This window comes from Enterococcus sp. DIV1090 (assembly GCF_050537975.1).
Taxonomy (GTDB): Bacteria; Bacillota; Bacilli; order Lactobacillales; family Enterococcaceae; genus Enterococcus; species Enterococcus faecalis.
The window spans coordinates 2,175,155-2,201,823 of sequence record NZ_CP172917.1 but is presented as its reverse complement, the minus strand read 5'-3'; the positions used below and the strand labels follow the sequence as shown (position 1 = coordinate 2,201,823).

Annotated in this window: 28 protein-coding genes; 27 read left to right on the top strand and 1 reads right to left on the bottom strand. The window is 37.9% G+C overall.

The genetic code is table 11. The features are described 5' to 3' along the window. Positions 1-7 precede the first annotated feature (7 nt). The 22 genes from IGL48_RS10605 to IGL48_RS10500 all read left to right on the top strand — a co-directional run bounded on the left by IGL48_RS10605 (position 8) and on the right by IGL48_RS10500 (position 19,733). Positions 8-1,492 (top strand): nicotinate phosphoribosyltransferase, encoded by a 1,485-nt coding sequence (locus IGL48_RS10605; RefSeq protein WP_002356538.1) that lies wholly within the window; start codon positions 8-10, stop codon positions 1,490-1,492. A 2-nt stretch (positions 1,493-1,494) separates the two neighbouring features. Continuing rightward, entirely contained in the window at positions 1,495-2,322 is an 828-nt protein-coding gene (nadE, locus tag IGL48_RS10600) for an ammonia-dependent NAD(+) synthetase (RefSeq protein WP_002356540.1), read from the top strand. A gap of 168 nt (positions 2,323-2,490) precedes the next feature. After that, positions 2,491-4,320: a heavy metal translocating P-type ATPase gene (locus IGL48_RS10595; RefSeq protein ID WP_002384144.1), complete on the top strand. Its 1,830-nt coding sequence runs from the start codon at positions 2,491-2,493 to the stop codon at positions 4,318-4,320. Positions 4,321-4,411: 91 nt separating this feature from the next. Then, complete coding sequence (locus IGL48_RS10590) at positions 4,412-4,696, top strand: (4Fe-4S)-binding protein (RefSeq protein ID WP_002356543.1); 285 nt, start codon at positions 4,412-4,414, stop codon at positions 4,694-4,696. Next, positions 4,686-4,961 (top strand): GNAT family N-acetyltransferase, encoded by a 276-nt coding sequence (locus IGL48_RS10585; RefSeq protein ID WP_002356545.1) that lies wholly within the window; start codon positions 4,686-4,688, stop codon positions 4,959-4,961. Before IGL48_RS10590 ends, IGL48_RS10585 begins: the two co-directional genes overlap by 11 nt. A 167-nt stretch (positions 4,962-5,128) precedes the next feature. Next, positions 5,129-5,365: a preprotein translocase subunit SecG gene (secG, locus tag IGL48_RS10580; protein ID WP_002356546.1), complete on the top strand. Its 237-nt coding sequence runs from the start codon at positions 5,129-5,131 to the stop codon at positions 5,363-5,365. Positions 5,366-5,510: 145 nt separating this feature from the next. Further along, a complete protein-coding gene (locus IGL48_RS10575) occupies positions 5,511-6,284 on the top strand; it encodes an alpha/beta hydrolase (RefSeq protein WP_002384145.1) in 774 nt (257 codons plus the stop codon). After that, positions 6,284-8,653, top strand: a complete 2,370-nt coding sequence (rnr, locus tag IGL48_RS10570; protein ID WP_002356549.1) for a ribonuclease R — start codon at positions 6,284-6,286, stop codon at positions 8,651-8,653. The genes IGL48_RS10575 and rnr overlap by 1 nt, the downstream gene beginning before the upstream one ends. 12 nt (positions 8,654-8,665) lie before the next feature. Then, positions 8,666-9,130 carry an SsrA-binding protein SmpB gene (gene smpB / locus IGL48_RS10565; RefSeq protein ID WP_002356550.1) on the top strand — a complete coding sequence of 155 codons (465 nt, stop codon included), beginning with the start codon at positions 8,666-8,668 and terminating at the stop codon, positions 9,128-9,130. Between the two features lie 302 nt (positions 9,131-9,432). Further along, positions 9,433-10,152, top strand: coding sequence for a F0F1 ATP synthase subunit A (atpB, locus tag IGL48_RS10560; protein WP_002384148.1), 720 nt, complete (start codon positions 9,433-9,435; stop codon positions 10,150-10,152). Positions 10,153-10,200: 48 nt separating this feature from the next. Beyond that, a complete protein-coding gene (gene atpE / locus IGL48_RS10555) occupies positions 10,201-10,422 on the top strand; it encodes an ATP synthase F0 subunit C (RefSeq protein WP_002356552.1) in 222 nt (73 codons plus the stop codon). 137 nt (positions 10,423-10,559) lie between these two features. Next, positions 10,560-11,090, top strand: a complete 531-nt coding sequence (gene atpF, locus IGL48_RS10550; protein WP_002365031.1) for a F0F1 ATP synthase subunit B — start codon at positions 10,560-10,562, stop codon at positions 11,088-11,090. Beyond that, the gene (atpH, locus tag IGL48_RS10545) at positions 11,077-11,619 is read left to right on the top strand and encodes an ATP synthase F1 subunit delta (protein WP_048949460.1); all 543 of its coding nucleotides are present in this window, start codon (positions 11,077-11,079) and stop codon (positions 11,617-11,619) included. Before atpF ends, atpH begins: the two co-directional genes overlap by 14 nt. 28 nt (positions 11,620-11,647) lie before the next feature. Beyond that, the gene (gene atpA / locus IGL48_RS10540; RefSeq protein WP_002356555.1) at positions 11,648-13,204 is read left to right on the top strand and encodes a F0F1 ATP synthase subunit alpha; all 1,557 of its coding nucleotides are present in this window, start codon (positions 11,648-11,650) and stop codon (positions 13,202-13,204) included. A gap of 15 nt (positions 13,205-13,219) precedes the next feature. Next, positions 13,220-14,128, top strand: coding sequence for a F0F1 ATP synthase subunit gamma (locus tag IGL48_RS10535; RefSeq protein ID WP_002359606.1), 909 nt, complete (start codon positions 13,220-13,222; stop codon positions 14,126-14,128). A 73-nt stretch (positions 14,129-14,201) separates the two neighbouring features. Next, positions 14,202-15,608, top strand: coding sequence for a F0F1 ATP synthase subunit beta (atpD, locus tag IGL48_RS10530; protein ID WP_002356558.1), 1,407 nt, complete (start codon positions 14,202-14,204; stop codon positions 15,606-15,608). Between the two features lie 16 nt (positions 15,609-15,624). Beyond that, positions 15,625-16,044 (top strand): F0F1 ATP synthase subunit epsilon, encoded by a 420-nt coding sequence (locus IGL48_RS10525; RefSeq protein ID WP_002356559.1) that lies wholly within the window; start codon positions 15,625-15,627, stop codon positions 16,042-16,044. A 188-nt stretch (positions 16,045-16,232) separates the two neighbouring features. Further along, positions 16,233-16,469 (top strand): DUF1146 family protein, encoded by a 237-nt coding sequence (locus IGL48_RS10520; RefSeq protein ID WP_002356560.1) that lies wholly within the window; start codon positions 16,233-16,235, stop codon positions 16,467-16,469. A 102-nt stretch (positions 16,470-16,571) separates the two neighbouring features. After that, positions 16,572-17,873, top strand: coding sequence for a UDP-N-acetylglucosamine 1-carboxyvinyltransferase (gene murA, locus IGL48_RS10515; RefSeq protein ID WP_002356562.1), 1,302 nt, complete (start codon positions 16,572-16,574; stop codon positions 17,871-17,873). Between the two features lie 13 nt (positions 17,874-17,886). Next, positions 17,887-18,063: a DNA-directed RNA polymerase subunit beta gene (locus IGL48_RS10510; RefSeq protein WP_002356564.1), complete on the top strand. Its 177-nt coding sequence runs from the start codon at positions 17,887-17,889 to the stop codon at positions 18,061-18,063. A gap of 127 nt (positions 18,064-18,190) precedes the next feature. Beyond that, the gene (locus IGL48_RS10505; protein WP_002356567.1) at positions 18,191-18,559 is read left to right on the top strand and encodes a PTS glucitol/sorbitol transporter subunit IIA; all 369 of its coding nucleotides are present in this window, start codon (positions 18,191-18,193) and stop codon (positions 18,557-18,559) included. A gap of 4 nt (positions 18,560-18,563) precedes the next feature. Further along, positions 18,564-19,733 (top strand): AI-2E family transporter, encoded by a 1,170-nt coding sequence (locus IGL48_RS10500; RefSeq protein ID WP_002381494.1) that lies wholly within the window; start codon positions 18,564-18,566, stop codon positions 19,731-19,733. Between the two features lie 61 nt (positions 19,734-19,794). Here the strand turns inward: IGL48_RS10500 and IGL48_RS10495 are convergent, their stop codons facing one another. Then, positions 19,795-20,421 (bottom strand): FMN-dependent NADH-azoreductase, encoded by a 627-nt coding sequence (locus IGL48_RS10495; RefSeq protein WP_002356569.1) that lies wholly within the window; start codon positions 20,419-20,421, stop codon positions 19,795-19,797. A gap of 301 nt (positions 20,422-20,722) precedes the next feature. Between IGL48_RS10495 and licT the strand changes: the two genes are divergently transcribed. The 5 genes from licT (at position 20,723) to IGL48_RS10470 (ending at position 26,655) form a co-directional block, all read left to right on the top strand. Then, positions 20,723-21,565, top strand: a complete 843-nt coding sequence (gene licT / locus IGL48_RS10490; RefSeq protein WP_002359608.1) for a BglG family transcription antiterminator LicT — start codon at positions 20,723-20,725, stop codon at positions 21,563-21,565. A 162-nt stretch (positions 21,566-21,727) separates the two neighbouring features. Then, positions 21,728-23,608, top strand: coding sequence for a beta-glucoside-specific PTS transporter subunit IIABC (locus tag IGL48_RS10485; RefSeq protein WP_002388379.1), 1,881 nt, complete (start codon positions 21,728-21,730; stop codon positions 23,606-23,608). A 24-nt stretch (positions 23,609-23,632) separates the two neighbouring features. Next, positions 23,633-25,078 carry a glycoside hydrolase family 1 protein gene (locus tag IGL48_RS10480; protein WP_002362575.1) on the top strand — a complete coding sequence of 482 codons (1,446 nt, stop codon included), beginning with the start codon at positions 23,633-23,635 and terminating at the stop codon, positions 25,076-25,078. Positions 25,079-25,259: 181 nt separating this feature from the next. Next, a complete protein-coding gene (locus tag IGL48_RS10475; RefSeq protein ID WP_010824830.1) occupies positions 25,260-25,829 on the top strand; it encodes a guanylate kinase in 570 nt (189 codons plus the stop codon). Between the two features lie 148 nt (positions 25,830-25,977). Continuing rightward, the gene (locus IGL48_RS10470) at positions 25,978-26,655 is read left to right on the top strand and encodes a TetR/AcrR family transcriptional regulator (protein WP_002367146.1); all 678 of its coding nucleotides are present in this window, start codon (positions 25,978-25,980) and stop codon (positions 26,653-26,655) included. The last annotated feature ends 14 nt before the right edge of the window (positions 26,656-26,669 follow it).

Genomic DNA, 26,669 nt, shown 5'->3' with positions numbered 1-26,669 from the left:
GAAAACGATGGACTATACATATGCAGATGATAGTTTGACATTGCATACAGATATGTATCAAATCAATATGATGCAAACATACTGGGAATTAGGGAGAGCAGATTTACATGCTGTTTTTGAATGTTACTTTAGAGAGATGCCCTTTAATCATGGCTACGCAATTTTTGCAGGTTTAGAACGTTTAGTCAATTATCTCGAAAATTTAACGTTCACAGAATCTGATATTGCATATCTCCGAGAAGTTGAAGAATATCCAGAAGATTTCTTGACGTATTTAGCAAATTTTGAATTTAAATGTACTGTACGCTCTGCTTTAGAAGGGGATTTGGTTTTTAATAACGAACCGTTAATTCAAATTGAAGGTCCTTTGGCACAATGTCAATTGGTAGAAACTGCCTTGCTAAATATGGTGAATTTCCAAACATTAATTGCGACAAAAGCGGCTCGAATTAAATCCGTGATTGGCGATGATCCTTTATTGGAATTTGGAACACGCCGAGCACAAGAATTAGATGCTGCCATTTGGGGCACAAGAGCCGCCTATATTGGTGGGGCGGACGCGACAAGTAATGTTCGTGCTGGTAAAATTTTTGGTATTCCGGTTAGTGGGACCCATGCCCATTCATTGGTTCAGTCGTATGGAAATGATTATGAAGCATTCATGGCGTATGCCAAAACACATCGGGATTGCGTTTTCCTTGTTGATACGTATGATACTTTGAAAGCGGGAGTGCCAAGCGCAATTCGAGTAGCTCGAGAAATGGGTGATAAAATTAATTTCCTAGGTGTGCGGATTGATAGTGGCGATATGGCTTATATTTCTAAACGAGTTCGTGAACAACTGGACGAAGCAGGCTTTACTGAAGCAAAAATTTATGCATCGAACGATTTAGATGAAAATACGATTTTGAATCTAAAAATGCAAAAATCAAAAATTGATGTATGGGGCGTGGGTACCAAGCTAATTACGGCCTATGATCAACCGGCTTTAGGAGCGGTGTTTAAATTAGTTTCAATTGAAGGTGAAGATGGTCAAATGAAAGATACCATTAAACTATCTAGCAATGCTGAAAAAGTGACAACACCAGGAAAAAAACAAGTTTGGCGTATTACACGTAAATCTGATAAAAAGTCAGAAGGGGACTATGTGACACTTTGGAACGAAGATCCTCGCCAAGAAGAAGAAATTTATATGTTCCATCCCGTTCATACCTTTATTAATAAGTATGTCCGTGATTTTGAAGCACGGCCAGTACTCCAAGATATTTTCGTTGAAGGAAAACGTGTGTACGAATTACCAACTTTAGATGAAATTAAACAATATGCAAAAGAAAATTTAGATTCACTTTGGGAAGAATACAAGCGGGACTTGAATCCGCAGAAATATCCAGTGGACCTTTCAACAGATTGTTGGAACCACAAAATGAATTTATTGGAAAAAGTGCGTAAAGACGTTAAACATTTAACGGAAACGGTGAATAAGGAGGCCTAGAAATGACAACACTTCAAGAAAAAATCATTCAAGAGTTAGGTGTTTTACCGACAATTGATCCAAAAGAAGAAGTTCGTAAAAGTATTGATTTTCTGAAAGCTTATTTAACTAAACATCCTTTTTTAAAAACCTTTGTCTTGGGAATTAGTGGCGGACAAGATTCAACATTAGCTGGTCGCTTAGCACAATTAGCGATGACTGAAATGCGCGAAGAAACAGGAGATATGTCGTATCAATTTATTGCGATTCGCCTTCCATACGGTGAGCAAGCAGATGAAGCTGATGCACAAGCCGCGCTAGCCTTTATCCAGCCAGATGTTTCTTTACGAGTGGATATTAAACCAGCAGTGGATGCAATGGTTGGTTCGCTAGAAAACGCTGGCGTTCAAATTAGCGATTTTAATAAAGGGAACATGAAAGCACGTCAACGTATGATTACACAATATGCAGTAGCTGGCGAAAATGCTGGCGCAGTAATTGGCACAGACCACGCAGCCGAAAATGTGACAGCTTTCTTCACCAAATATGGCGATGGCGGAGCGGATATTTTACCGTTATTTCGTTTAAATAAGCGCCAAGGAAAAGCTTTGCTGAAAGAACTTGGGGCACCAGAAGCCTTGTATTTAAAAATACCAACAGCTGATCTAGAAGATGACAAACCGTTAGTTGCAGATGAAGTTGCCTTAGGTGTCACGTATGATGCCATTGATGATTATTTGGAAGGCAAAAAAGTCTCGGAAACAGATCAACAAACAATTGAAAACTGGTATAAAAAAGGACAACACAAACGGCATTTACCCATTACAATTTTTGATGATTTTTGGAAATAAAAACACAGACCATCGGCGAATGAACGATGGTCTGTGTTTTTTTTACATAACTACTTTTCAGAAAGTAAACGTTGCTACAGCAACTATCCTATGATAATGAAAGTCGTTTTCATTTAGGCGTTTTCACTTTCTTTTTCAAAACAGAAAAGGTACGCTCAATAATGTAAAGTGAATGATGGGAGAGAAAAAGAGATGAAGCATGTAACAAAATTGGGGATTACAATTATAACAGGAGTTTTGGCATTATTATTTGAATTTATTTTACATCAGCCGAATTGGGCGTATGGCATTATTTTAATAACAGGTTCTGTAATGGCGTTAATGATGTTCTGGGAAATGATTCAAACCTTACGTGAAGGAAAATATGGTGTCGATATTTTAGCGATTACCGCTATCGTTGCAACCTTAGCTGTGGGAGAATACTGGGCCAGTTTGATGATTTTAATTATGTTGACTGGTGGTGATTCATTAGAAGACTATGCCGCTGGAAAAGCTAACCAAGAGCTGAAGTCATTATTGGATAACTCGCCACAAAAAGCTCATCGCTTGAATGGCGAAAATTTAGAAGATGTTTCTGTTGAGGAAATCAATGTTGGCGATGAATTAGTAGTAAAACCAGGGGAACTAGTTCCAGTTGATGGCTTGGTAAAAACCGGGACATCAACAGTCGATGAATCTTCATTAACAGGAGAATCAAAACCAATTGAAAAAAATCCTGGGGATGAATTAATGTCGGGTTCCGTGAATGGTGATGGCTCTTTGAAAATGGTTGCTGAAAAAACTGTAGCAGACAGTCAATATCAAACAATTGTGAACTTAGTGAAAGAATCTGCGGCACGTCCAGCTCATTTTGTACGTTTAGCAGACCGCTATGCGGTACCTTTTACACTAGTTGCCTACTTAATTGCAGGTGTTGCTTGGTTTGTTTCAAAAAGTCCGACTCGTTTTGCGGAAGTCTTAGTTGTTGCTTCGCCGTGTCCTTTAATTCTATCTGCCCCAATTGCTTTAGTGGCAGGGATGGGTCGTTCAAGTCGTCATGGGGTCGTTATTAAATCGGGAACGATGGTCGAAAAATTAGCTTCTGCAAAAACGATTGCGTTTGATAAAACAGGCACGATTACGCAAGGACAACTTTCTGTTGATCAAGTCCAACCAATCAATGCTGAAATAACTGCTGCTGAATTAGTGGGATTGGCAGCAAGCGTGGAACAAGAATCAAGTCATATTTTAGCTAGATCAATTGTTGCTTATGCCAGAAAGCAAGATGTCCCATTAAAAAATATTACAGATCTAGCGGAAGTTTCTGGTGCTGGCGTGAAGGCATTTGTGGATGGTGCTGAGATACGGGTAGGTAAAAAGAATTTTGTGACACAAGAGTCTCAAGAAACTGAAAAAATTGATAAAACGACTATTCATATTTCACGTAATGGCACATATTTAGGCCGAATTACTTTTACAGACACTGTACGCCCAGAAGCAAAAGAGACTATGGAAAAATTACACCAATTACATCTTCAACGAATTTTAATGCTGACGGGGGATCAAGAATCCGTCGCAGAAACGATTGCTGCAGAAGTAGGAATTACCGAAGTACATGGGGAATGTTTACCACAAGATAAGTTAACCATTTTAAAAGAATTGCCTAAAGAAAATCATCCAGTCATCATGGTAGGAGATGGTGTAAATGATGCACCTTCGCTTGCTGCTGCAGACGTAGGTATTGCTATGGGCGCTCATGGAGCTACTGCGGCTAGTGAAACTGCTGACGTTGTTATTTTAAAAGATGACTTAAGTAAAGTCAGCCAAGCGGTCGAAATTGCCCAAGATACCATGAAAATTGCCAAACAATCTGTATTAATCGGAATTTTTATCTGCGTTTTACTAATGCTAATTGCTAGTACCGGGATCATTCCGGCGCTAATCGGGGCTATGCTACAAGAAGTCGTGGACACTGTGTCAATCTTATCTGCTTTGCGTGCTCGTCGAATTGGCAAGTAAGGTGGAACAATTAATTGCCTGAATGTCCAGCTTAGTGGTAAAATAAAGGTACGTTTTTAATATTAATAAGTTACAGGGGAGAGATTGTGCAATGAAAGGAAACCAAATAGATGGGCAACCAGTCACGGAAGAACAACTATTAAAAGAAGGCTACCGTAAATATACTGGGGAAGGAATTGATATCTTTTATAATAAAGATATTTGTGAACATATTGGTAATTGTGTTCGTGGAAATCCAGAAGTCTTTGAAGTTGGTCGGAAACCATGGATTATTCCAGATAACGGAAGTGTTGAAAATGACATGATTGTAGTTGATTCATGTCCAAGTGGTGCTCTAAAATATATTCGGAAAGCAGGGAACGAATATGCAAATTAAAGAAGAAAACAATCGTTTTGCTCTATATAACGATGAAAACCAAGAAATTGGTGAAATGACTTGGTCAGATGCTGGCGAAAGCATGATGATTATTGATCATACGTTTGTTGATCCAACTTATCGTGGACAAAAATTAGCTGAAAAACTTGTTTTAGCCGGTGTTGAAAAAGCGAGAAAAGAGCATAAAAAAATTATTCCGCTATGTCCATTTGCCAAAAAAGAATTTGATACTAAACCTGAATACGGAGACGTATTGAGAAAATAAAGAAGAAACTAGCAACAGCCGCAAGTAGAAATCTGATTCCTACTTGCGGCTGTTGTTATTAGAGACAAATAAGGAAAGACATTAAATTTCACTGGTGTTTACAGATAAAATATGCTACATTAAAGTAGATGAATTTCGCATATTTGTATAAAAAGGAGAATTAACGCATGTATAATCTAATCTTAACGTTGGTCATCATTTTATCTGTTTTAATCGTCATTACTGTTATGATGCAACCAAGCAAACAAAACAGTGCAGCAAGTGCCTTCACTGGCGGTGCAGATAAATTATTTGGGAAGCAAAAAGCGCGCGGTTTTGAAGCTGTTATGCAACGCTCAACAGCAGTTCTTGGCGCAATTTGGATGATTTTATTATTTGTTTTGGCGTTCTTATCTTCAAAATAAGTACGTAATCTTTTAAAATGACAAGTTTAGAACAGAGAGATGAGTGCGGACACTTATTTTTCTGTTCTTTTTCTTTCTGAAAAAGTCTTTGAAACTTATCATTTCGGAAGGTTTTCTTTTGAGAATATGATAGAATGAAGCTGAGGTGAGCGAAGTGGCAAAAAAAATCAATTTACCGAAGCCGTTATTTTCAGAAAAAGGAAAACGGGCGGTCCTTTTATTACATGCTTATTCTGGCAGCAGTAATGATGTACGGATGTTAAGCAGACGTTTAGAAAAAGAAAATTATACTGTCTATTCGCCTAATTTTTCAGGACATGGCACGCTAGTTCCTGAAGATATTTTAGATCAAACAACGGAACAATGGTGGCAAGATACACAAGAAGCAGTCGCTTTTTTGAGAGAAAGAGGTTACCAAGAAATTGCTATTTTTGGTTTATCAATGGGCGGGATTTTCAGTATGCATGCATTAACGGAACAATTAACAGGATTAATTGGTGGTGGATTTTTCTGTTCACCGATCTACCCTGTCGAAAATAAAGTCCCAGAAAATTTTGTATTATACGCAGAAAATGTGATGAAAATCGCAGAAGTTCCTGCAGAGGAACAACAAAGCCGGTTGCAATCGATTGAGCAACGAGTCAAACAACAATTAGGAGCGATTGAAACGATTGCTAGTCAGACGGCTGACAAACTAAACAAAATCCACGCACCTCTTTTCTTAGCGCAAGCTGGCAAAGATGAAATGATTGAGCCAATGGGCGTCTATCAAACGGCCCAAGCGCTAACACAAGCACGTGTGACCTTACAATGGTACCCAAACAGCGGACATGTCATTACGGTGAGTGGAGAACACAAACAATTAGAGCAAGATGTGGTGCAATTTTTAGCAACACTACCTTGGAATGAGGAGAAATAATGACAAAACAAACAATTAAAGAGCAAATTTTACATTTCATGGAAAGCCAAAAAAAGAAAAGCTTTTCAATGGAAGAAATTGCACAAGGCTTGAATTTAGAAAAAAGTTCAGATTTTAAAATTTTAGTGCAAACCATTGCACAAATGGAACGAGAAAAGTCAGTTAGTTTCAACAAAAAAGGCAAAGTCCTGTTACCAATGAAAGACTTATTAATAGAAGGAACGTTTCGTGCAAATGAACGAGGCTTTGGTTTTGTAACCATCGATCCTGAAGAACCAGATGTTTACATTCCGAAAGAGGCAACGAACTTTGCAATGGATGGAGATACGGTTTTAATTGACGTGATCCAACATGCGGATCCTTTTTCAGATCGCGGCGCAGAAGGTAAAGTAAAAGAAATTAAAGAGCGAGCAGTGAGCCAAGTTGTCGGAGAATTTGTGGCATATAGTGAAGAAGAAATGGCAGAAATGGGACTGTATGGCTACATGATTCCCAAAGATAAGAAATTGAATCAGTATACTGTATCAATTGCACCTGAAGGGATTAAGCCAGTAGATGGTAGCATTGTCATTGCTGAAATTACCTATTATCCAGATCAAGAATATCCAACGAGTATGGAAGGACTAGTCAAACAAGTGATTGGTCATAAAAATGATCCAGGAATGGATATTTTATCAATCGTGGTGGCTCATGGAATTCCCACAGCATTTCCTGATGAAGTTTTAGCTGAAGCGGACCAAGTACCAGAAACTATTGCAGAAAGCGATTTAGTCGGTCGTCGGGATTTACGTGATCAGTTGATTGTGACGATTGATGGAGAAGATGCGAAAGATTTAGATGATGCAGTAACGGTACAAAAGTTAGCAAATGGCAATTTCTTTTTAGGGGTGCATATTGCAGATGTTTCTTATTATGTAACTGAAGGAAGCCAATTGGATATGGAAGCGTATGAACGCGGCACAAGTGTCTATTTGACAGACCGAGTTGTGCCAATGATTCCGCAGCGATTATCAAATGGGATTTGTTCGCTAAACCCACATGTTCCACGTTTAACCATGAGTTGTGAGATGGAAATTACACCAGAAGGAGAAGTTATTTCGCATGAAATTTTCCAAAGTGTAATCCAAACAACGGAGCGAATGACCTATACAGCAGTCAATGAAATTTTAGAAGAGCAAAAACCTGAAACGTTAGAACGCTACAAAGAGCTAGTTCCCATGTTTAAAGAGATGGGCGAGCTGCACCATATATTAGAAGAGATGCGTATGCGCCGTGGTGCGATTTCTTTTGAAGATCGTGAAGCCAAAGTCCTAGTTGATGAAAATGGTCATCCCCAAGATATTCTTTTACGCACGCGTGGCGTGGGTGAACGATTAATTGAATCCTTTATGTTGGCAGCGAATGAAACTGTGGCGCGTCATTATCATGACTTAAAACTGCCATTTATTTATCGGATTCATGAACAACCAAAAGAAGAAAAAATGCAACGTTTCTTTGATTTTGCTGCAGTACTTGGCATTCTTGTTAAAGGAACAAAAGAAAACATTTCACCGAAAGATTTACAAAAAGTTTTAGAGCAAGTTGAAAATAAGCCGGAAGAAGTGGTTATCAATACGATGTTGCTAAGAAGTATGCAACAAGCGAAATACTCAGAAGACAACTACGGACACTATGGGTTGGCGGCTGAATATTATACGCATTTTACTTCACCAATACGTCGTTATCCAGATTTAATTGTGCATCGTTTGATTCGCAGCTATAGCCAAGATCAATCTGAAAAAAATCAAGAAAAATGGAACGAAGCATTACCAGAAATTGCCAATCATAGTTCAAGTATGGAACGTCGCGCAGTTGATGCAGAGCGTGAAGTGGACGCCATGAAGAAAGCCGAATTTATGGTAGATAAAGTGGGAGAAACGTATGACGGGATTATCAGCTCAGTCACAAAATTTGGTATCTTTGTGGAACTGCCTAATACAATAGAAGGCTTAATTCACGTGAACAACTTAAAACAAGATTATTTCCACTTTATTGAAAATCATATGGCGTTAGTTGGTGAACGGACGGGAATGACTTTGAAAATTGGTCAGAAAGTTCAAATCCGTGTTGAAAAAGCTGATCCAGAAACAAGAGAAGTTGATTTTGAATTGATTTCAGCTGAGGAAGTCGCACCAGTCGAAGGACCAAAAGGACGTAAAAAAGGTAAAGCCAATTCTTCAACTCGTTCAAATAATCAACGAAGAAATAAAAAAGATGAATCATTTGATGGTAAGAAAAAGAAAAATAAGAAAAAAGGCAAAGGCAAAAAACAACCTTTTTATAAAGAAGCAATGAAACAAAAAAATAAAAAAGGGAAAAAGAAGAAGTAGAGGAGGTCGCTTATGCCAAAAGGGGAAGGAAAATTAATCGCACAAAACCGCAAAGCTAGACATGATTATTCAATTATCGATACGGTTGAAGCTGGGCTTGTTTTACAAGGAACAGAAATCAAATCTATTCGAAATGGTCGTATCAATTTAAAAGATGGTTTTGCACGAATTCGAAACGGAGAAGCCTTTTTGTATAATGTTCATATTAGTCCATATGAACAGGGCAATATTTTTAATCATGACCCATTACGTACCAGAAAATTATTATTACACAAAAAACAAATTAATAAGTTAATCGGCGAAACCAAAAATACAGGTATCACATTAGTACCTTTGAAGGTCTATATTAAAGACGGCTATGCCAAAGTTTTGATTGGTTTAGCTAAAGGGAAAAAGCAGTATGACAAGCGTGAAGACTTGAAACGTAAGGAAGTTGACCGACAAATCAGCCGAACATTAAAAAATAACCGACGTTAAAAATGTAAATTTATTCTTTTTCGCATATTTGCTTGCCTTTCTTCGGATTAGGTGTAAAATCTGGTAAGTGTTGAGTAAATGAATGTAAATGATTCATTTTTTAATCGCTTCGGAAAGCAGTACCACCCTGCATTAGATTGGTTTATGGAAAAGGTTTTCCAACCAATTTTCAACACATGAAATTTTAAAAGTAAACTATTTGTAAATTATCAACAAGTGGTGGTACGATAGCTTTGCCAGGGATTATCACTCAGGAGTAGGATGAAACTTCTGAAAGATTGTTGGAAAAGAGGTGAATTGATTTGGAAGAGAAGAAATTACTCTTCAATATCGGACCAATTTGGTTTGATGGAACCATTGTTTTGATGGTGCTGTTGACGTGTATCATTGTTTTCGCCTTTGTCTATGCTTGTACGAGAAATATGAAGCTACGACCTAAGGGCAAACAAACGGTCATCGAATGGTTAGTGGATTTTATTCGTGGAATCATTACAGACAATTTACCTCGTAAAGAAGTGAGCAATTTTCATTTAATGGCGTTTACCCTTTTCATGTTTGTACTTGTTTCAAACATCTTGGGTCTCGTTACAAAAATCGTTGTGGGCGATGATCTCAGCGTTTGGAAAAGTCCAACCGCCGATCCAATCGTAACCTTAACGTTAGCGATGATGATGATTGTCTTAACACACTTCTTTGGTATGAAACGCTTTGGTTTTAAAGGCTATCTAGTTAATAGTTATTTAAGACCCGTTGGTTTCTTACTACCGGTAAAATTAATGGAAGAATTTACGAATCTATTAACATTAGGCTTGCGTTTGTACGGAAACATTTTTGCCGGCGAAGTTCTATTGGGCTTAATTGCTGGAACCGTAGCAAGCATCGGATTATGGGTTATCCCACTAGCAATTCCGCTAGAAATGATTTGGGTAGCATTCTCAATCTTTATTGGATGTATCCAAGCGTTTATCTTTGTGACACTTTCAATGGTTTATATGTCACACAAAATTGAAACAGAAGAATAATCAAGAAATACGAAGGACAAAAATTATCTTTTAGGAGGATTTTACACAATGGAAGGATTAAATTTTATCGCAGCAGCAATTGCAATTTTCGGTTCAGCTATCGGAGCCGCTATCGGTAACGGACAAGTTATTTCAAAAACAATCGAGTCAATGACTCGTCAACCAGAAATGTCTGGTCAATTAAGAACAACAATGTTTATCGGGGTCGCTTTAATCGAAGCTGTGCCAATTTTAGGTGTCGTTGTTTCTTTATTACTTTTATTCAGATAAGCAATAAAATGGAGGCAGGACGCTGATTATTATCGGGACCGTCACTGCTTTCTTCTATCTTTAGCCTTTTCAATAGCTGGTGATAAAGCAGTTGAAGAAGCTAAATCGATTTTTGCAGGAAAGGAAGTTGAGACTTCATGCTACTTACTACATTGGTAGTCGGTGAAACGGCTCCTAGTACCACACTAGGCACGATGATTGTTGTCAGTGGTGCATTTTTAATCTTGATGCTCTTATTAAAGAAATATGCATGGGGAGCAATCGTAGATATTTTGACACAACGTGAAGAAAAAATTGCCAACGATTTAGACTCTGCAGAACAATCTCGCGTAGCAGCAGCGAAAATGGAAAAAGAACGTCAACAACAATTACTTTCTTCCAGATCAGAAGCAGCTGAAATTATTAAAAACGCGAAAGAAAGTGGAGAACAGACTCGCCAAAAAACATTAAAAGAAACAACTGCGGAAGTTACTCGCTTACGCGAAAAAGCTCGGACAGATATTTCTCAAGAACGTGAAGAAGCATTGTCTTCAGTAAAAAATGAAGTGGCAGATCTTTCTCTTCAAATTGCAGCCAAAATTTTAAATAAAGAATTAACACCAGATGCACATGAAGCATTGATTGATTCTTATATTGAAAGTTTAGGTAAAGCAAATGAAACTAGATAAATATACAGTTGGTAAACGCTACGGCAAGGCTTTGTTTGAGTTGGCAGTTGAAAAGAACCAAGCTGAAGCAATTTATCAAGAATTATTGACGCTTCGCGAAGTCTATCACCAAGTACCTGGTATTGGCGATATTTTAAGTGATGATCGCTTAGAGCCTTATGAAAAAGACAGCATCATGGAAAAACTAGTAACAGGTTTTAGTGAAATGATGCAAAACTTTTTGCGAGTGGTTTACGAATATCGTCGCATGTACGATCTGCTCTTGATGATTGATGAATATGAACGACGTTATGATGAGCACCAAGGACTAATTTTGGGTTCAGTGACAACAGCCATTCCTTTATCAAAAGAACAACATCAAGCAATGGAAGAAAAAGCTGCCCAATTATTAGGGTATGAACAAGCGCATTTAGTCAATTTAATTGACCAGTCAATTGTCGGCGGAGTGGTTATTGAAGCAAACCATCAAGTAATCGATGGCAGCATCCGCAAACAATTAGAACATATGCAGCAGAAGTTATTAAAATAATCTTTAGGACTACAAAGAGGTGAATTGAATGGCTATCAAAGCAGAAGAAATCAGTGCCTTGATTAAAGAACAAATCGAAAACTATCAACAACAGCTTGCTGTTGAAGAAGTTGGAACAGTCACTTACGTCGGTGACGGAATTGCCCGCGCCCACGGTTTAGAAAATGCCATGAGTGGAGAACTTGTTGAGTTTTCAAACGGTTCATACGGAATGGCACAAAACTTAGAAACAAATGATGTAGGGATTATTATCCTTGGCGATTTTGAAACCATTCGTGAAGGAGATAAAGTACAACGCACAGGCAAAATCATGGAAGTACCCGTTGGGGAAGCTTTGATTGGCCGTGTTGTTAATCCATTAGGTCAACCATTAGATGGTTTAGGCGAAATTAAAACAGACAAAACACGTCCTGTGGAAGCAACAGCTCCCGGTGTTATGCAACGTCAATCTGTTGCTGAACCAATGCAAACTGGCTTAAAAGCCATTGATGCCCTCGTACCAATTGGTCGTGGACAACGGGAATTAGTTATTGGAGACCGTAAAACAGGGAAAACATCGATTGCAATTGATACAATTATTAACCAAAAAGGACAAGATGTAATTTGTATTTATGTAGCGATTGGTCAAAAAGAATCTACTGTTCGTAACCAAGTAGAGACACTTCGTAAATTTGGTGCCTTAGATTATACAATCGTTGTGACTGCAGGGGCTTCACAACCAGCACCATTACTTTACATTGCACCATATGCAGGAACTGCAATGGGTGAAGAATTCATGTATAACGGCAAACATGTCTTAATTATTTTTGATGACTTATCAAAACAAGCCGTGGCTTATCGTGAACTTTCTCTACTATTACGCCGTCCACCAGGTCGTGAAGCTTATCCAGGGGATGTCTTCTATTTACACTCACGTTTATTAGAACGTGCAGCTAAATTAAGTGATGAATTAGGTGGCGGTTCAATGACAGCCTTACCATTCGTTGAAACACAAGCAGGCGATATTTCTGCTTATATTCCAACAAACGTTATTTCAATCACTGATGGACAAATTTTCTTAGAAAGCGACTTGTTCTATGCAGGCACTCGTCCAGCCGTTGATGCTGGGTTATCTGTTTCTCGGGTCGGAGGATCAGCGCAAATCAAAGCAATGAAAAAAGTTGCCGGAACGCTTCGTTTAGACTTAGCTAGTTACCGTGAGTTAGAAGCCTTTACACAATTTGGCTCTGATTTAGATGCGGCAACACAAGCTAAATTAAACCGTGGTCGTCGTACGGTAGAAATTTTAAAACAAAAACTACATGCGCCACTGCCTGTAGAAAAACAAGTCTTAATTTTATATGCGTTAACACACGGCTTTTTAGATAGCGTGAGCGTAGATAAAATTTTACACTTTGAACAAGATTTATTCGATTATTTTGATGGCAAACATGCAGACTTATTGGAAACCATTCGTACTACGAAAGACTTACCAGATACTGATGCATTAGATGCAGCGATTACAGAGTTTTCTGAAATGTTTGCAGCGGCAAACAATAGCGGAGATTCAGCCAAAGAAGCTTTAGAAAAAATCGATAACGCATAAGAGAGGTGAGCGACATTGGGTGCTTCATTAAACGAAATCAAACAACGCATTGCATCAACAAAAAAGACAAGCCAAATTACCAAAGCGATGCAAATGGTTTCTGCAGCCAAATTGACCAAGTCAGAAGGCGCCTCTAAAAGCTTTCAAGAATATTCTTCAAAAATTCGTAGTGTCGTTACGCATTTAGTAGCTGCTCAGTTAAGTGAATTACGTGAAACAGAACAATCTTCTCTTAGTGAAGGGAACTATCATGTGATGTTAGCACAACGACCTGTCAAAAAAACAGGCTATATCGTTATCACTTCTGACAAAGGGTTAGTTGGTGGCTACAATAGCTCAATCTTAAAACAAACCATGAGTATGATTCAAGAAGACCATGATTCTAATAAAGAATATGCCTTAATCGCCATTGGTGGTACAGGGGCGGATTTCTTTAAAGCACGCGGAATCGATGTTTCCTATGAGCTCAGAGGCTTAACGGATCAACCAACGTTTGAAGAAGTCCGTAAGATTGTGACAACGGCAACGACTATGTACCAAAACGAAGTGTTTGATGAATTGTATGTTTGTTATAATCACCACGTTAACTCACTAACGAGTCAGTTTCGTGTGGAAAAAATGTTGCCAATTACTGATTTAGATCCATCAGAGGCGACCTCTTACGAACAAGAATATCTTTTAGAGCCTTCACCTGAAGCAATCTTGGATCAATTATTACCACAATATGCAGAAAGCTTAATTTATGGGGCGATCATTGATGCGAAAACAGCAGAACATGCTGCTGGGATGACCGCCATGAAAACAGCCACTGACAATGCGCAAAATATTATTAGCGATTTAACAATTTCTTATAACCGTGCTCGTCAAGGGGCGATTACCCAAGAAATTACAGAAATTGTTGCTGGTGCAGCTGCACTAGAATAATCTAGTCTTACGTTTGAACGTTTATAAAAACGTTCAAAGCGTGTGACTTTATGAAGACTGGAGGAAAGAAATTATGAGTTCAGGAAAGATTGTTCAAGTAATCGGTCCCGTTGTTGACGTGGAATTTTCATTAGATCAATCCTTACCCGATATTAACAACGCTTTAGTCGTTTATAAAAATGGCGAAGCAAAACAAAAAGTAGTACTTGAAGTCGCTTTAGAACTAGGTGATGGAGTGATTCGTTCTATCGCCATGGAATCGACAGATGGTTTACAACGTGGAATGGAAGTTATCGATACAGGAAAATCAATTTCAGTTCCTGTTGGTAAAGATACATTGGGTCGTGTGTTTAACGTTTTAGGAGACACAATTGACTTAGAAGCGCCATTCCCTGCAGATGCTGAACGTAGTGGGATTCATAAAAAAGCGCCAGCATTTGATGAATTAAGTACCAGTAATGAAATTTTAGAAACAGGGATTAAAGTTATTGACTTATTAGCACCTTATCTAAAAGGTGGTAAAGTCGGACTTTTCGGTGGTGCCGGTGTTGGTAAAACCGTCTTAATTCAAGAATTAATTCATAATATTGCCCAAGAACATGGAGGGATTTCCGTCTTTACTGGTGTTGGTGAACGGACACGTGAAGGGAACGACCTGTACTATGAAATGAAAGATTCAGGCGTTATTGAAAAAACAGCCATGGTTTTTGGCCAAATGAACGAACCACCAGGTGCACGGATGCGTGTGGCCTTAACTGGGTTAACGATTGCTGAATATTTCCGTGATGTGGAAGGACAAGACGTGCTATTATTTATTGATAACATTTTCCGTTTCACACAAGCCGGTTCAGAAGTTTCTGCCCTTTTAGGTCGGATGCCGTCAGCCGTTGGTTACCAACCAACCTTAGCGACTGAAATGGGACAATTACAAGAACGGATTACTTCAACGAAAAAAGGATCAATTACCTCTATTCAAGCAATCTATGTTCCAGCCGATGACTATACCGATCCAGCGCCAGCAACAGCGTTTGCCCATTTGGATGCAACAACTAACTTGGAACGTAAATTAACCGAACAAGGGATTTATCCAGCGGTAGATCCGTTAGCTTCATCTTCTAGTGCCTTGGCTCCTGAAATTGTTGGAGAAGAACACTACGAAGTGGCTACCGAAGTGCAACATATTTTACAACGTTACCGTGAATTACAAGATATCATCGCTATTTTAGGGATGGACGAATTATCAGATGACGAAAAAGTACTTGTTGGTCGCGCACGCCGTGTTCAATTCTTCTTATCTCAAAACTTTAACGTTGCTGAACAATTTACAGGTCAACCTGGTTCTTATGTACCAGTTGCGGAAACAGTTCGTGGCTTTAAAGAAATTCTTGAAGGTAAACATGACAATCTGCCAGAAGAAGCCTTCCGTAGTGTCGGTAAAATTGAAGATGCCATCGAAAAAGCGAAACAATTAAACTACTAGAAAGGCGGCAAACACAATGGATAGTCTTACTGTGAATGTAGTAACGCCTAATGGTCTAGTTTATGACCACCATGCAAAAATCGTTGTGGCGAAAACAACAGATGGTGAAATTGGTATTTTACCAAAACATGCGCCAATCATCGTTCCGCTAGCGATTGATGAAGTCCGCATCAAACGGACCGATTCAGATACACATGTTGACTGGGTAGCTGTAAATGGTGGTATCATGGAAGTCCGTGATAATGTCGTTTCTATTATTGCCGATAGTGCCGAACGTGAACGAGATATCGATGTACCTCGTGCTGAACGAGCAAAACAACGAGCAGAGCGTTTAATTGAAGAAGCCAAAGCAAAAGATGACCGCGATCAACTACGTCGTGCGACTGTTGCTTTGCATCGTGCAATCAACCGGATCAACGTATCGAAACATGGGTAAAAAAGGCTGAAGGATTCAGTCACTTTTGTAGAGTTTAAGGCGCTTGCTATTGAGTCAGTTGCCTTAAACTCTATTTCTTCGTATTTTTTAATAAATAGTGTCAAATTTTGGCATTTCAAGTGGATTAATTATCGGTTTTTATTATTTTGTGATAAAATGTTCCTACGTTAGAAAAAAGGAGGCTCCTTATGCAATACTATGGAGTAGATGCTATTGTTCGAATCGTTAGTCATCTTATGTTCATTTACATAAGTTTTTGGGCGTTGCAATCATTGCGTATTGAGCAATTTTTCAAAACCCAATTTACACCGCAAATTAGAATGCTGATGGTATTTTTCGCCATCGCTATCGGATACACAGTTAGCTCGTTTGCTTTAGAATTGATTGCGCTTTGTCGAAATCTTTTCATTGTGTATTTTCCTTAAAAATTGAAAAATAAAAAAAGGTACAATTTTTAGTTGAATAATGGTATAATAGTAAAGATTTTGAATAGGAATACCTATTCTCATTTTTTTGGGGGGAACAAAATGGAACAAATTATTGTTCATGGTGGTAATACAAAATTAGAAGGAACTGTAAAAATTGAAGGCGCCAAAAACGCTGTTTTACCAATTTTAGCAGCTACTCTTTTAGCTGAAGAAGGCGTTACTACTTTAAAAAATGTACCAATTTTATCTGATGTATTTACAATGAATCAAGTAATTAAGCATTTGAATGTAGCCATTGATTTTGATGAAGACGCGAATGAAGTAACAATAGACGCAACACAACCTTTAGGGATCGAAGCAAACTATGAGTACGTTAGTAAAATGCGTGCTTCTATCGTTGTAATGGGACCTTTATTGGCTCGTAATGGCCATGCCAAAGTGGCAATGCCAGGTGGCTGTGCCATTGGGAAACGACCAATTGATTTACACTTAAAAGGCTTCCAAGCATTAGGTGCAAAAATCATCCAAAAAAATGGTTATATTGAAGCAATTGCGGATGAACTAATCGGTAACACTATTTACTTAGACTTCCCAAGTGTCGGCGCTACGCAAAACATTATGATGGCTGCTGTTCGTGCGAAAGGAACAACCATCATTGAAAACGTTGCTCGTGAACCTGAAATCGTTGACTTAGCAAACATTTTAAACAAAATGGGTGCCAATGTTATCGGTGCTGGAACAGAAACGATGCGTATCGAAGGCGTCGATAAATTACATGCCGTAGAGCATTCAATCGTTCAAGATCGAATTGAAGCAGGTACGTTCATGGTAGCTGCAGCAATGACTGAGGGCAATGTTTTAATTGAAGAAGCAATTTCTGAACATAATCGTCCGCTAATTTCTAAATTAACTGAAATGGGTGCAATCATTGAAGAAGAAGAAAACGGCATCCGTGTAATTGGACCAAAACATCTAAAACCAACAGATGTTAAGACAATGCCGCATCCTGGTTTCCCAACAGACATGCAAGCGCAAATGACAGCGATCCAAATGTTTGCTGAAGGAACAAGCATCGTGACAGAAACAGTCTTTGAAAATCGTTACCAACACTTAGAGGAAATGCGTCGAATGAACGCTGACTTAAAAATTGACGGCAACATTGCCGTTATTAATGGTGGCAACGAGTTACAAGGAGCAGCAGTGGAAGCCACTGATTTACGGGCAGCTGCCGCATTGATTTTAGTAGGGTTACGTGCAAATGGCATTACACGTGTCTCTAATTTGAAATATTTAGATCGTGGCTATTATGAGTTCCATAAAAAACTTCAAAAATTAGGCGCGAACGTTGAACGTGTCAATGATGAAAAAATTGAAGAAAAACAAGCAACGACAGTAATCTAAAGGAGTCAAACGTATGAGTTCATTTCGTTATATTTTAGTAACATTATTGAAAATTCTAGTGGTCATTTCGTTAGTCATTATCTTATTTGTTGTGGGAACAATGATTGGTTATGGTTTGATTGGAAATGGGAATCCAATGGATGTCTTTGATGAAAAAATTTGGACTCATATTATGAACTTCTTTAAATAAAAACTTATTTTAAGGTGGTGAACAAAAGTCAATTGACGATTGTTCACCGCCTTTTCTTTTTCCTGAATATCTATTTTATTCTATGCTATAATAATAGAAGTAAGATAATGAAGGAGTGGGATGGAAGATGCAAGCAACCGTAACAGAAATAGGCAAACATGCAATCGATGATTCAGAAAAAATGATTATTCTTTTTGGAGAAACTGCTACCGATACCTTGAAGCAACATGCAGTTATTCAATCATTCCCAGAAAAAGACCAAGTTACCTTGGCAGAAGGAGATCATCTGAAAATTGGCGATACAAACTATACAATCACAAAAGTGGGTTCTTTTGCCAATAGTAACTTGCAAAGTATCGCTCACAGCACTTTAATCTTTGCTGATGCACCAACCGATGAGGATGATGTTATCCGAAATGGTGTTTATTTAACGCCCCATCAGTTACCAAAGATAACTATTGGAACAACAATTGATTACTTAGTAAATGGAGCGTGAATCAATGGATAAAAAACAAACGACTGATAAACGCCTGTCTTGGTTTTGGCGTTGGTTTTTAAATAATCAAGTAGTAACAGCCTTACTGATTGTCTTATTGGTGCTGTTAATTATTCTAACTTTTACGAAAGTTTCTTATTTATTTAAGCCCGTCTGGCAGTTTTTCGGCGTTGTCGGCTTACCAGTAATTATGGCGGGGATTTTATATTATTTATTAAATCCAATTGTCGATTATTTAGAGAAAAAACAAATCTCACGTGTCTGGAGTATTATCGGCCTATTTATTTTAATTGTGGCACTACTCATTTGGGGTGGTATTGTAATCGTTCCTAAAATTCGTGAGCAATCTGTCAGCTTTGTGAATCATTTTCCTCAATATATTGATACAATTGATCAAAAATCGCAGGAAATATTAAGTGATCCACTTTTCGCGCAATTTAGAGAACAACTTGAAGCGGCAGGCGATAAAGTTGTCAGTTCGTTAGGTACCATCATTAAAAACGTCTCAACGTTCACAGTACAAGGAATTGGTAATTTCTTTGGGGCGGTGGCTACGATCTTTGTCGCCATCATTACGATGCCCTTTATTCTATTTTATTTACTGAAAGATGGCAAAAACTTAGCGCCATATTTAATGAAGTTTTTACCAGTGAAGATGCGTAAACCAACCTTAAAAGTTCTTGCAGAAGTCAATGATCAAGTCTCTTCTTATATTAGAGGACAGTTAACTGTCGCTTTCGCAGTGGCAATTATGTTTATGATTGGTTTTTCTGTCATTGGCTTAGATTATGCAGTCACTTTAGGTATTGCAGCAGGCTTTTTAAATTTAATCCCTTATTTAGGGTCATTTTTAGCCATGATTCCAGCAGTCTTTTTAGGAATTGTCAGTGGGCCAGCCTTGTTAATTAAAGTCTTGATTGTTTTTGCCATTGAGCAAACGGTCGAAGGTCGGTTTATTTCACCACTTGTTCTAGGCAGTCAGTTATCCATTCATCCAGTCACCATTTTGGTTGTTTTATTAACGTCTGGTAAACTATTTGGGATTGTCGGGGTGATTTTAGGAATTCCTGTTTATGCCGCAGCTAAGGTGATAATTACACACATTTTTGAGTGGTACCAAATCGTTTCCGGTTTGTATGATGAAGATAAGCCAGATCAACAAGAATCTACGTAACAAAAGAGACAAGCAGTGAACGAACTGCTTGTCTCTTTTTGATGTAAATCACTCGGAAAATTTAGAATGTTTTACCGTATTCAGTTGCTTTGGTCATGGCAGTATTTAAAAGTTCTTCCGCGCGATCAGGGAAATGATCGATTCCTTCGATGAATAATCCGTCAACTTGCTCAACGCCAATAAAGTTTAGAATCGCTTTAATGTATTGAGAAGCAAAATCTTTTCCTTCGTAGAAGCCGCCGTTTGATTGGATGTGTAAGGCTTTTTTACCACTTGTTAGAGGTTTTGGTCCTTCTGCAGTATATTGGAATGTTTTTCCAGCAACGTTGATTGTATCTACCCAAGCTTTTAAGCGTGTCGGTACGTTTAAGTTCCACATTGGATTAGCAATTACTACTTTGTCTGCAGATAAAAATTGATCAGTTAATTCATTAAAACGAGCCACTTTTTGTTGTTGGTTTTCGCTTAATGTTTCAAATGCTGCGCCAGCGCGAAGTGCACCCCAAGCAGATAATAATTCTTCATCGATTTCCGGCATGTTTGTTTCTGGGGCATAAACATCTAAAATTTCGATTTCGTCTGATGGATTTGTTTCACGGTATGAAGCTAAAAATGTTTCTAACGCACGAACTGAGCGTGATTCTTCTTTTGTTAATGGATGTGCTTTAACAACTAATAATTTTGACATTGTGTAATCTCCTTAAAATAAATAGTTTAAAAATTCAACATCTCTATTTTACTAATAAAAAGTAAGAGAAAGCAAGTCTTTTTTTTACTTTTAGTAAACTTTTTTTTAAAATGGATCAAAAGAGTAAAAAATAAATAAAAATATTTTTTTGGAAAGGCTTGCATATTAAAAAAAAGCATGCTATTATTACTTTGTAAATAAGGATTGTTACTGCTTTGCAGGCAAAACCAGAGTCTTCCATTAACACAATCAGTGGAGGGATTCTGGGCTTTTTTTATAAAAAAGTGAGGTTGCATTCATCATGAGGATTGAAAAAGTTTTAAATAATAATGTCGTGCTTTCAAGAAATGAGCAAGGCGAAGAAATTGTTTATATGGGACGCGGCTTAGCCTTTCAAAAGAAGATTGGAGACACGATCAATCCAGATTATGTTGAAAAGGAATTCGTGTTAAAGGACTCCGCTATGGCAGGGCAATTCCAGCAGCTGTTTGAAGACGTCCCCACCAAAGAAGTAGAAGTCGTCAAACAAATCGTTGATTTAGCAGAAACAACGCTAGCGATTGAGCTTTCATCAAATATTTATTTAACTTTAACGGATCATATTCACTATGCGTTACTTCGAGCCAAAGAAGGAATTGATATTCCGAATCCTCTTGTATTCGAAACACGCAAATTTTATCCTAAAGAATTTGAAATCGCAAAGCAAGCATTAGCGATTATTGCTGAAAAGCTAGGGGTTCAATTTTCAGAAAATGAAGCGGGCTTCATTGCTTTTCATATTGTGAATGCTGAACAAGGAAATGGCAATATGGAAGTTACCATGGAAGCAACCAAGATGGTTCGTGATATTTTAACGATTATTAGTCGCTACTTTGGACAGGTGTTTGATGAAGATTCATTGAACTATCAACGAATTGTTACACATCTTCAATATTTTGCGCAACGTTATTTAAAACAAGAAGCGCATGATGAGGAGGACGAATTTCTTTTTGCTTTGGTCCAAGGAAAGTATCCTAAGGCGTTTCAAGCGGTCCAACGTATTAATGAGTATTTATTAAAAAGCTATGATCGACCAATTGATCAAGCGGAAATGATTTATTTAACCATTCATATCCAAAGAGTGGTCAATGATAAAAAAGCATAACAACCAATAATCGCGGATTGTTACTGATAATGCAGGCAAAACCTAGATTGAAAAAACCGATAATGATTTTCGCAGACTGCGCAGCTGTGAAGAGAAGGATCTGGCTCTTTTTCAATGTAGGTTTTTTTGATATTAAAAATTAATGGAAATGAGGATCTAGAGATGAGTAAAAATCAAGAAATTGCAGCACGTGTGTTAAAAGCTGTTGGGGGCGAAGGCAACGTTAATAGTGTTGTTCACTGTGCTACACGCTTACGTTTTAAATTAAAAGATGAAAATAAAGCAGATACAGCTGCATTGAATGCTGACCCAGATGTTATTCAGGTAGTTCAAAGTGCAGGACAATATCAAGTGGTTATTGGCAGTCACGTTAGTGATGTGTATAAGGATTTGATGGCCAACAGTGGACTAGGTAATGATTCTGATAATAGAGAAAAAGAAAGTGGCGGAAATATCTTTAACCGTTTAATTGATATTATTTCTTCTATTTTTACACCGTTTTTAGGTGCAATGGCCGGCGCTGGGGTTCTAAAAGGCTTCTTAACATTGGCTGTAACTATGGGCTGGTTAGCTGACACTTCAGGCGTATATCTTGTTCTCTTTTCGATTGCAGATGGTTTATTTACTTTCTTACCAATTATGTTAGCGTTTACGGCTGCTAAAAAATTCAATACTAATCCCTTTTTAGCGGTTGCTTTGGCGATGGCCTTAGTTCATCCCAGCATTACTGCTTTAGCAGGCAAAACAATTAGCTTTGCTGGTCTTCCAGTGATTATTGGGCCAAGTGGCTATACTTCTTCGGTTTTACCAATTATTTTGGCTGTTTTTGCACAAAGTTATGTAGAACGTTTCTTCAAAAAAGTAATTCCGAGTTTTCTACAAATTATCTGCGTTCCGTTAGCTGTTTTCCTTATTATGGCACCTGTTACCTTCTTAGCTATTGGTCCTATCGGGACGGTCATCGGCGATTGGTTGGGACAAGGATACAACGCAATTTACGCTTTTAGTCCAATTATCGCAGGGTTATTAATGGGTTCGTTGTGGCAAGTCTTGGTAATGTTTGGTATGCATTGGGGCTTTGTACCAATTATGATGTTAAACTTAACACAAGGTGGCGATACGATGGTACCAATGTTATTACCAGCCGTTATTGCACAAGGCGGGGCTGCTTTAGCTGTCTTTTTCCTAACAAAAAATGTGAAACTAAAAGGTTTGGCTTTGTCTTCAAGCATTACAACTATTTTTGGAATTACTGAACCAACTGTATATGGCGTGACTTTACCATTGAAAAAACCATTTATTGCAGCTTGTATTGGTGGCGGTATCGGTGGTGCATTTGTAGCTATGAATCACGTGAAAAACTTTACGTTTGGTTTGGTTAGTATGTTGAGCTTACCTGGGTTTATTCCTGCAGAGACAAAAGATACTGCACCGATGATTACTGGTGCAATTGGTGCTGGAATTGCCTTTATCATTGCGTTTGTCTTAACGTTTGTCTTACGTTTTGAAGATCAACCTAATCCAGAAACAGAAACTGAAAAAACAGCAACTGATAAGGTGGTGGCACCTGTAAAAACGAATCAAGAAGACAAAATTATTTTAGCAAGTCCACTTCAAGGTGAAATTTTACCGCTAGAAAAAGTACAAGACCCTGTTTTTGCGTCAGGTGCTTTAGGAAAAGGTGTTGCAATTGAGCCGACTGAAGGCAAACTGTATGCACCCGCAGATGGTGAAATCACCACATTATTTCCGACAGGACATGCTGTTGGCTTGACGACAACAGAGGGCGTTGAATTATTAATGCATATTGGCATGGATACAGTCGAATTAGATGGTAAAGGCTTTGAATTATCAGTGAAACAAGGTGATTCTGTTAAAAAAGGAGATTTGCTGGTTACTTTTGATATTGCTGCCATTAAAGAAGCTGGTTATCCAGTAGTTACACCGATTGTGGTAACGAATACGAATGATTATTTAGATGTTTTGGATATGAACCAAACAGACGTGTTACATGGTGAAGACTTTTTAGCCATTATTAAATAAAAGACAATTGGAGGAGGAACAAGTATGACAACAACGACAAAATTTCCAAAAGGATTTTTATGGGGCGGTGCGACCGCAGCCAATCAATTAGAAGGGGCTTACTTAGCCGATGGTAAAGGGTTATCTGTGGCAGATGCGATGCCTGGAGGAAAACAACGTTTCGCTATTTTAGGAGATGAAGCGTTTGATTGGACGATTGACGAAACGAAATATCGCTACCCTAATCATACAGGAATTGATCACTATGATCGCTTTAAAGAGGACATTGCGTTGTTTGCTAAAATGGGCTTCAAATGTTATCGATTTTCAATTGCGTGGTCGCGTATTTTTCCACAAGGAGATGAAACACAACCGAATGAAGCCGGCTTGAAATTTTATGATGCGGTTATCGATGAATGTTTAAGCTATAACATTGAACCAGTAATTACGATTTCTCATTATGAAATGCCACTGCATTTAGCGAAAGAATACGGCGGGTGGAAAAATCGCCAATTAGTTGACTTTTATGAACGTTTTGCGGAAACTGTTTTAACACGTTACCACCAAAAAGTTAACTATTGGATGACATTCAATGAAATTAATTCAGCTTTCCATTTCCCAGCACTTAGTCAAGGATTGGTGAAAAGCAATGGAGCCAATGATTATCAAAACATTTTCCAAGCTTGGCATAATCAATTTGTTGCAAGTAGTAAAGCTGTAAAAATTGGCCATGAATTAAATCCAGAATTACAAATTGGATGTATGATTATTTATGCCACAACGTATGGCATTGATTCGAATCCAGTCAATCAAGTTGCTACAATGATTGAAAACCAAGAGTTTAATTATTATTGTACAGATGTTCAAGTTCGTGGTGAATATCCAGCATACGCAGAACGCATGTATCAAAAATATGCTGTGAAAGACTTAGTTATTGAAGAAGGAGATTTAGAATTATTAAAAGAATACCCAGTGGATTACATTGGCTTTAGTTATTATATGTCGACTGCTGTCGATGTTACTGGTACTACCAACGATACAGCAAATGGGAATCTTTTAGGCGGCGTTAAAAATCCCTTCTTAGAAGCAAGTGAATGGGGTTGGCAAATTGATCCCGAAGGATTACGAATTGCCCTAAATGAATTATATAATCGTTATCAAAAACCTTTATTTATTGTGGAAAACGGCTTAGGTGCAATTGATAAAGTAGACGAAAATTTCTATGTGGCAGACGACTATCGGATTGATTATTTACGTCGTCATATTGAAGCAATGGCAGAAGCAGTTGCAGACGGCGTCGATTTAATGGGCTATACGCCGTGGGGCTGTATTGATTTAGTCAGTGCTTCCACAGGTGAAATGAGTAAACGGTATGGGTTTATTTACGTTGATTTAGACGATGAAGGAAATGGTACTAAAAACCGTTATGAAAAAAAATCGTTTAATTGGTACAAACAAGTTATTGAAACTAATGGACAAAACTTAGACTAGTTATTGTAATTAAACAAAACAAGATAAGCGTAGTAGGTTGTTGCTTCTGTTCCCGCCGTTTATTAATTGTTAAGCTTGGACCAAAAATCTAAAGTGATTTTTGGCCCAAGCTCTTTTTTGTCAATTTTTCAAAATAGTGCACAATACGTTATAATAGAGACAACTGAGAGGAGCGTTTCTAATGATTAAGCAATTACAACATCCATTTTTTGTTATTATGGGTCCGAGTGGTTCTGGCAAGACCGCAATTACAAGTAAGGTTTTTCCGAAAAACTATAAAGTTATCTCGCATACTACGAGGAAAAAACGATTGGATGAAGTGGATGGCGTGGATTACTATTTTGAAACAAAAGCAAGTTTTCAAACCTTGATTGAAACCAATCAGTTAGTGGAGTATGATTTTTACCATGGAAACTATTACGGTGTCGGTGTAGCTGCCATCGTTGAAACAACGAAAGAGCATCCAGCCTATAATGCGTTAACTTTTCCAGGCTTTCAAGCGGTCTTTGAGCGTTTCGGCGAGTCCGTCATTCCAGTTTTTTTTGACGTTTCAAAAGAAAATATTTATCAACGTTTAAAACAACGAGAATCTGATCCTAAAATTATTGAAGAACGTTTAAACCTTTATGATCAAGAAATTCTTATCAAAAACCAATTGGAACAATATCCTAATTATCAACGAATAGATGCCAATGGACCTATAAAAGAGGTCGCTGACTTGTTACAAGAATGCATCAAACACTATTATTAATCAAGCAACTGGTGAGACAGAATCTAACATCAATTTTGTCTTGCTAGGTGCTTGATTTTTTTTTGTAAAAAACTTGCATTCTGAATAGAGAGTGCTATAATGACATGGTGTCATATGACAATGTGTCATAAAAGGGAGGAACACAAATATGCCTACGAATACGTTTTTTCATTTGCCAGAAGAAAAGCAACAACGCTTATTAGATGCTGCGCAAATTGAATTTTCGCGCCATTCTTTACAAGAAGCGTCAATTGCAAATATTGTTAAATTAGCGGAAATTCCGCGCGGTAGCTTTTATCAATATTTTGAGAACAAAGAAGATTTGTATTTTTATTACTTTGCGACATTAAGAAAAAATAGTGAACGAGATTTAGAGAAACAAATTATTGCGGAAAATGGTGATTTAATCGAAGCCATGGATGTCTATTTCTCCAAGATGATTGTCGAAGTGCTAACTGGAGAGAATGCTTCTTTCTATCGGAATTTATTTGTCAACATGGACTATCGTGCTTCACGTCGGGTGACAGATAATTTAGCGACTGGGGAAGAGGAAAAAAATAGGAAACAGCACTGTCATAAGCATAGAGGAAGAAAAGGCCATGCTGCCTATGCAGAACATCTTTATCAAATAATCGATCGTTCGAAATTAACCATTGAAACGCCAAAAGAATTCACATGGTTCATGCAGACGGCGATGCATGCCGTTTTCTCAACAATTGTTGACGGGTATCGTCAACAAAGAGAAAATACCGCCTATGATTCAACTGAAGCAGTCAAACAATTAAAAATGAAATTAAATTGGTTGAAAAATGGCGCTTATAAGTAGCAAAAAGGAGGAGA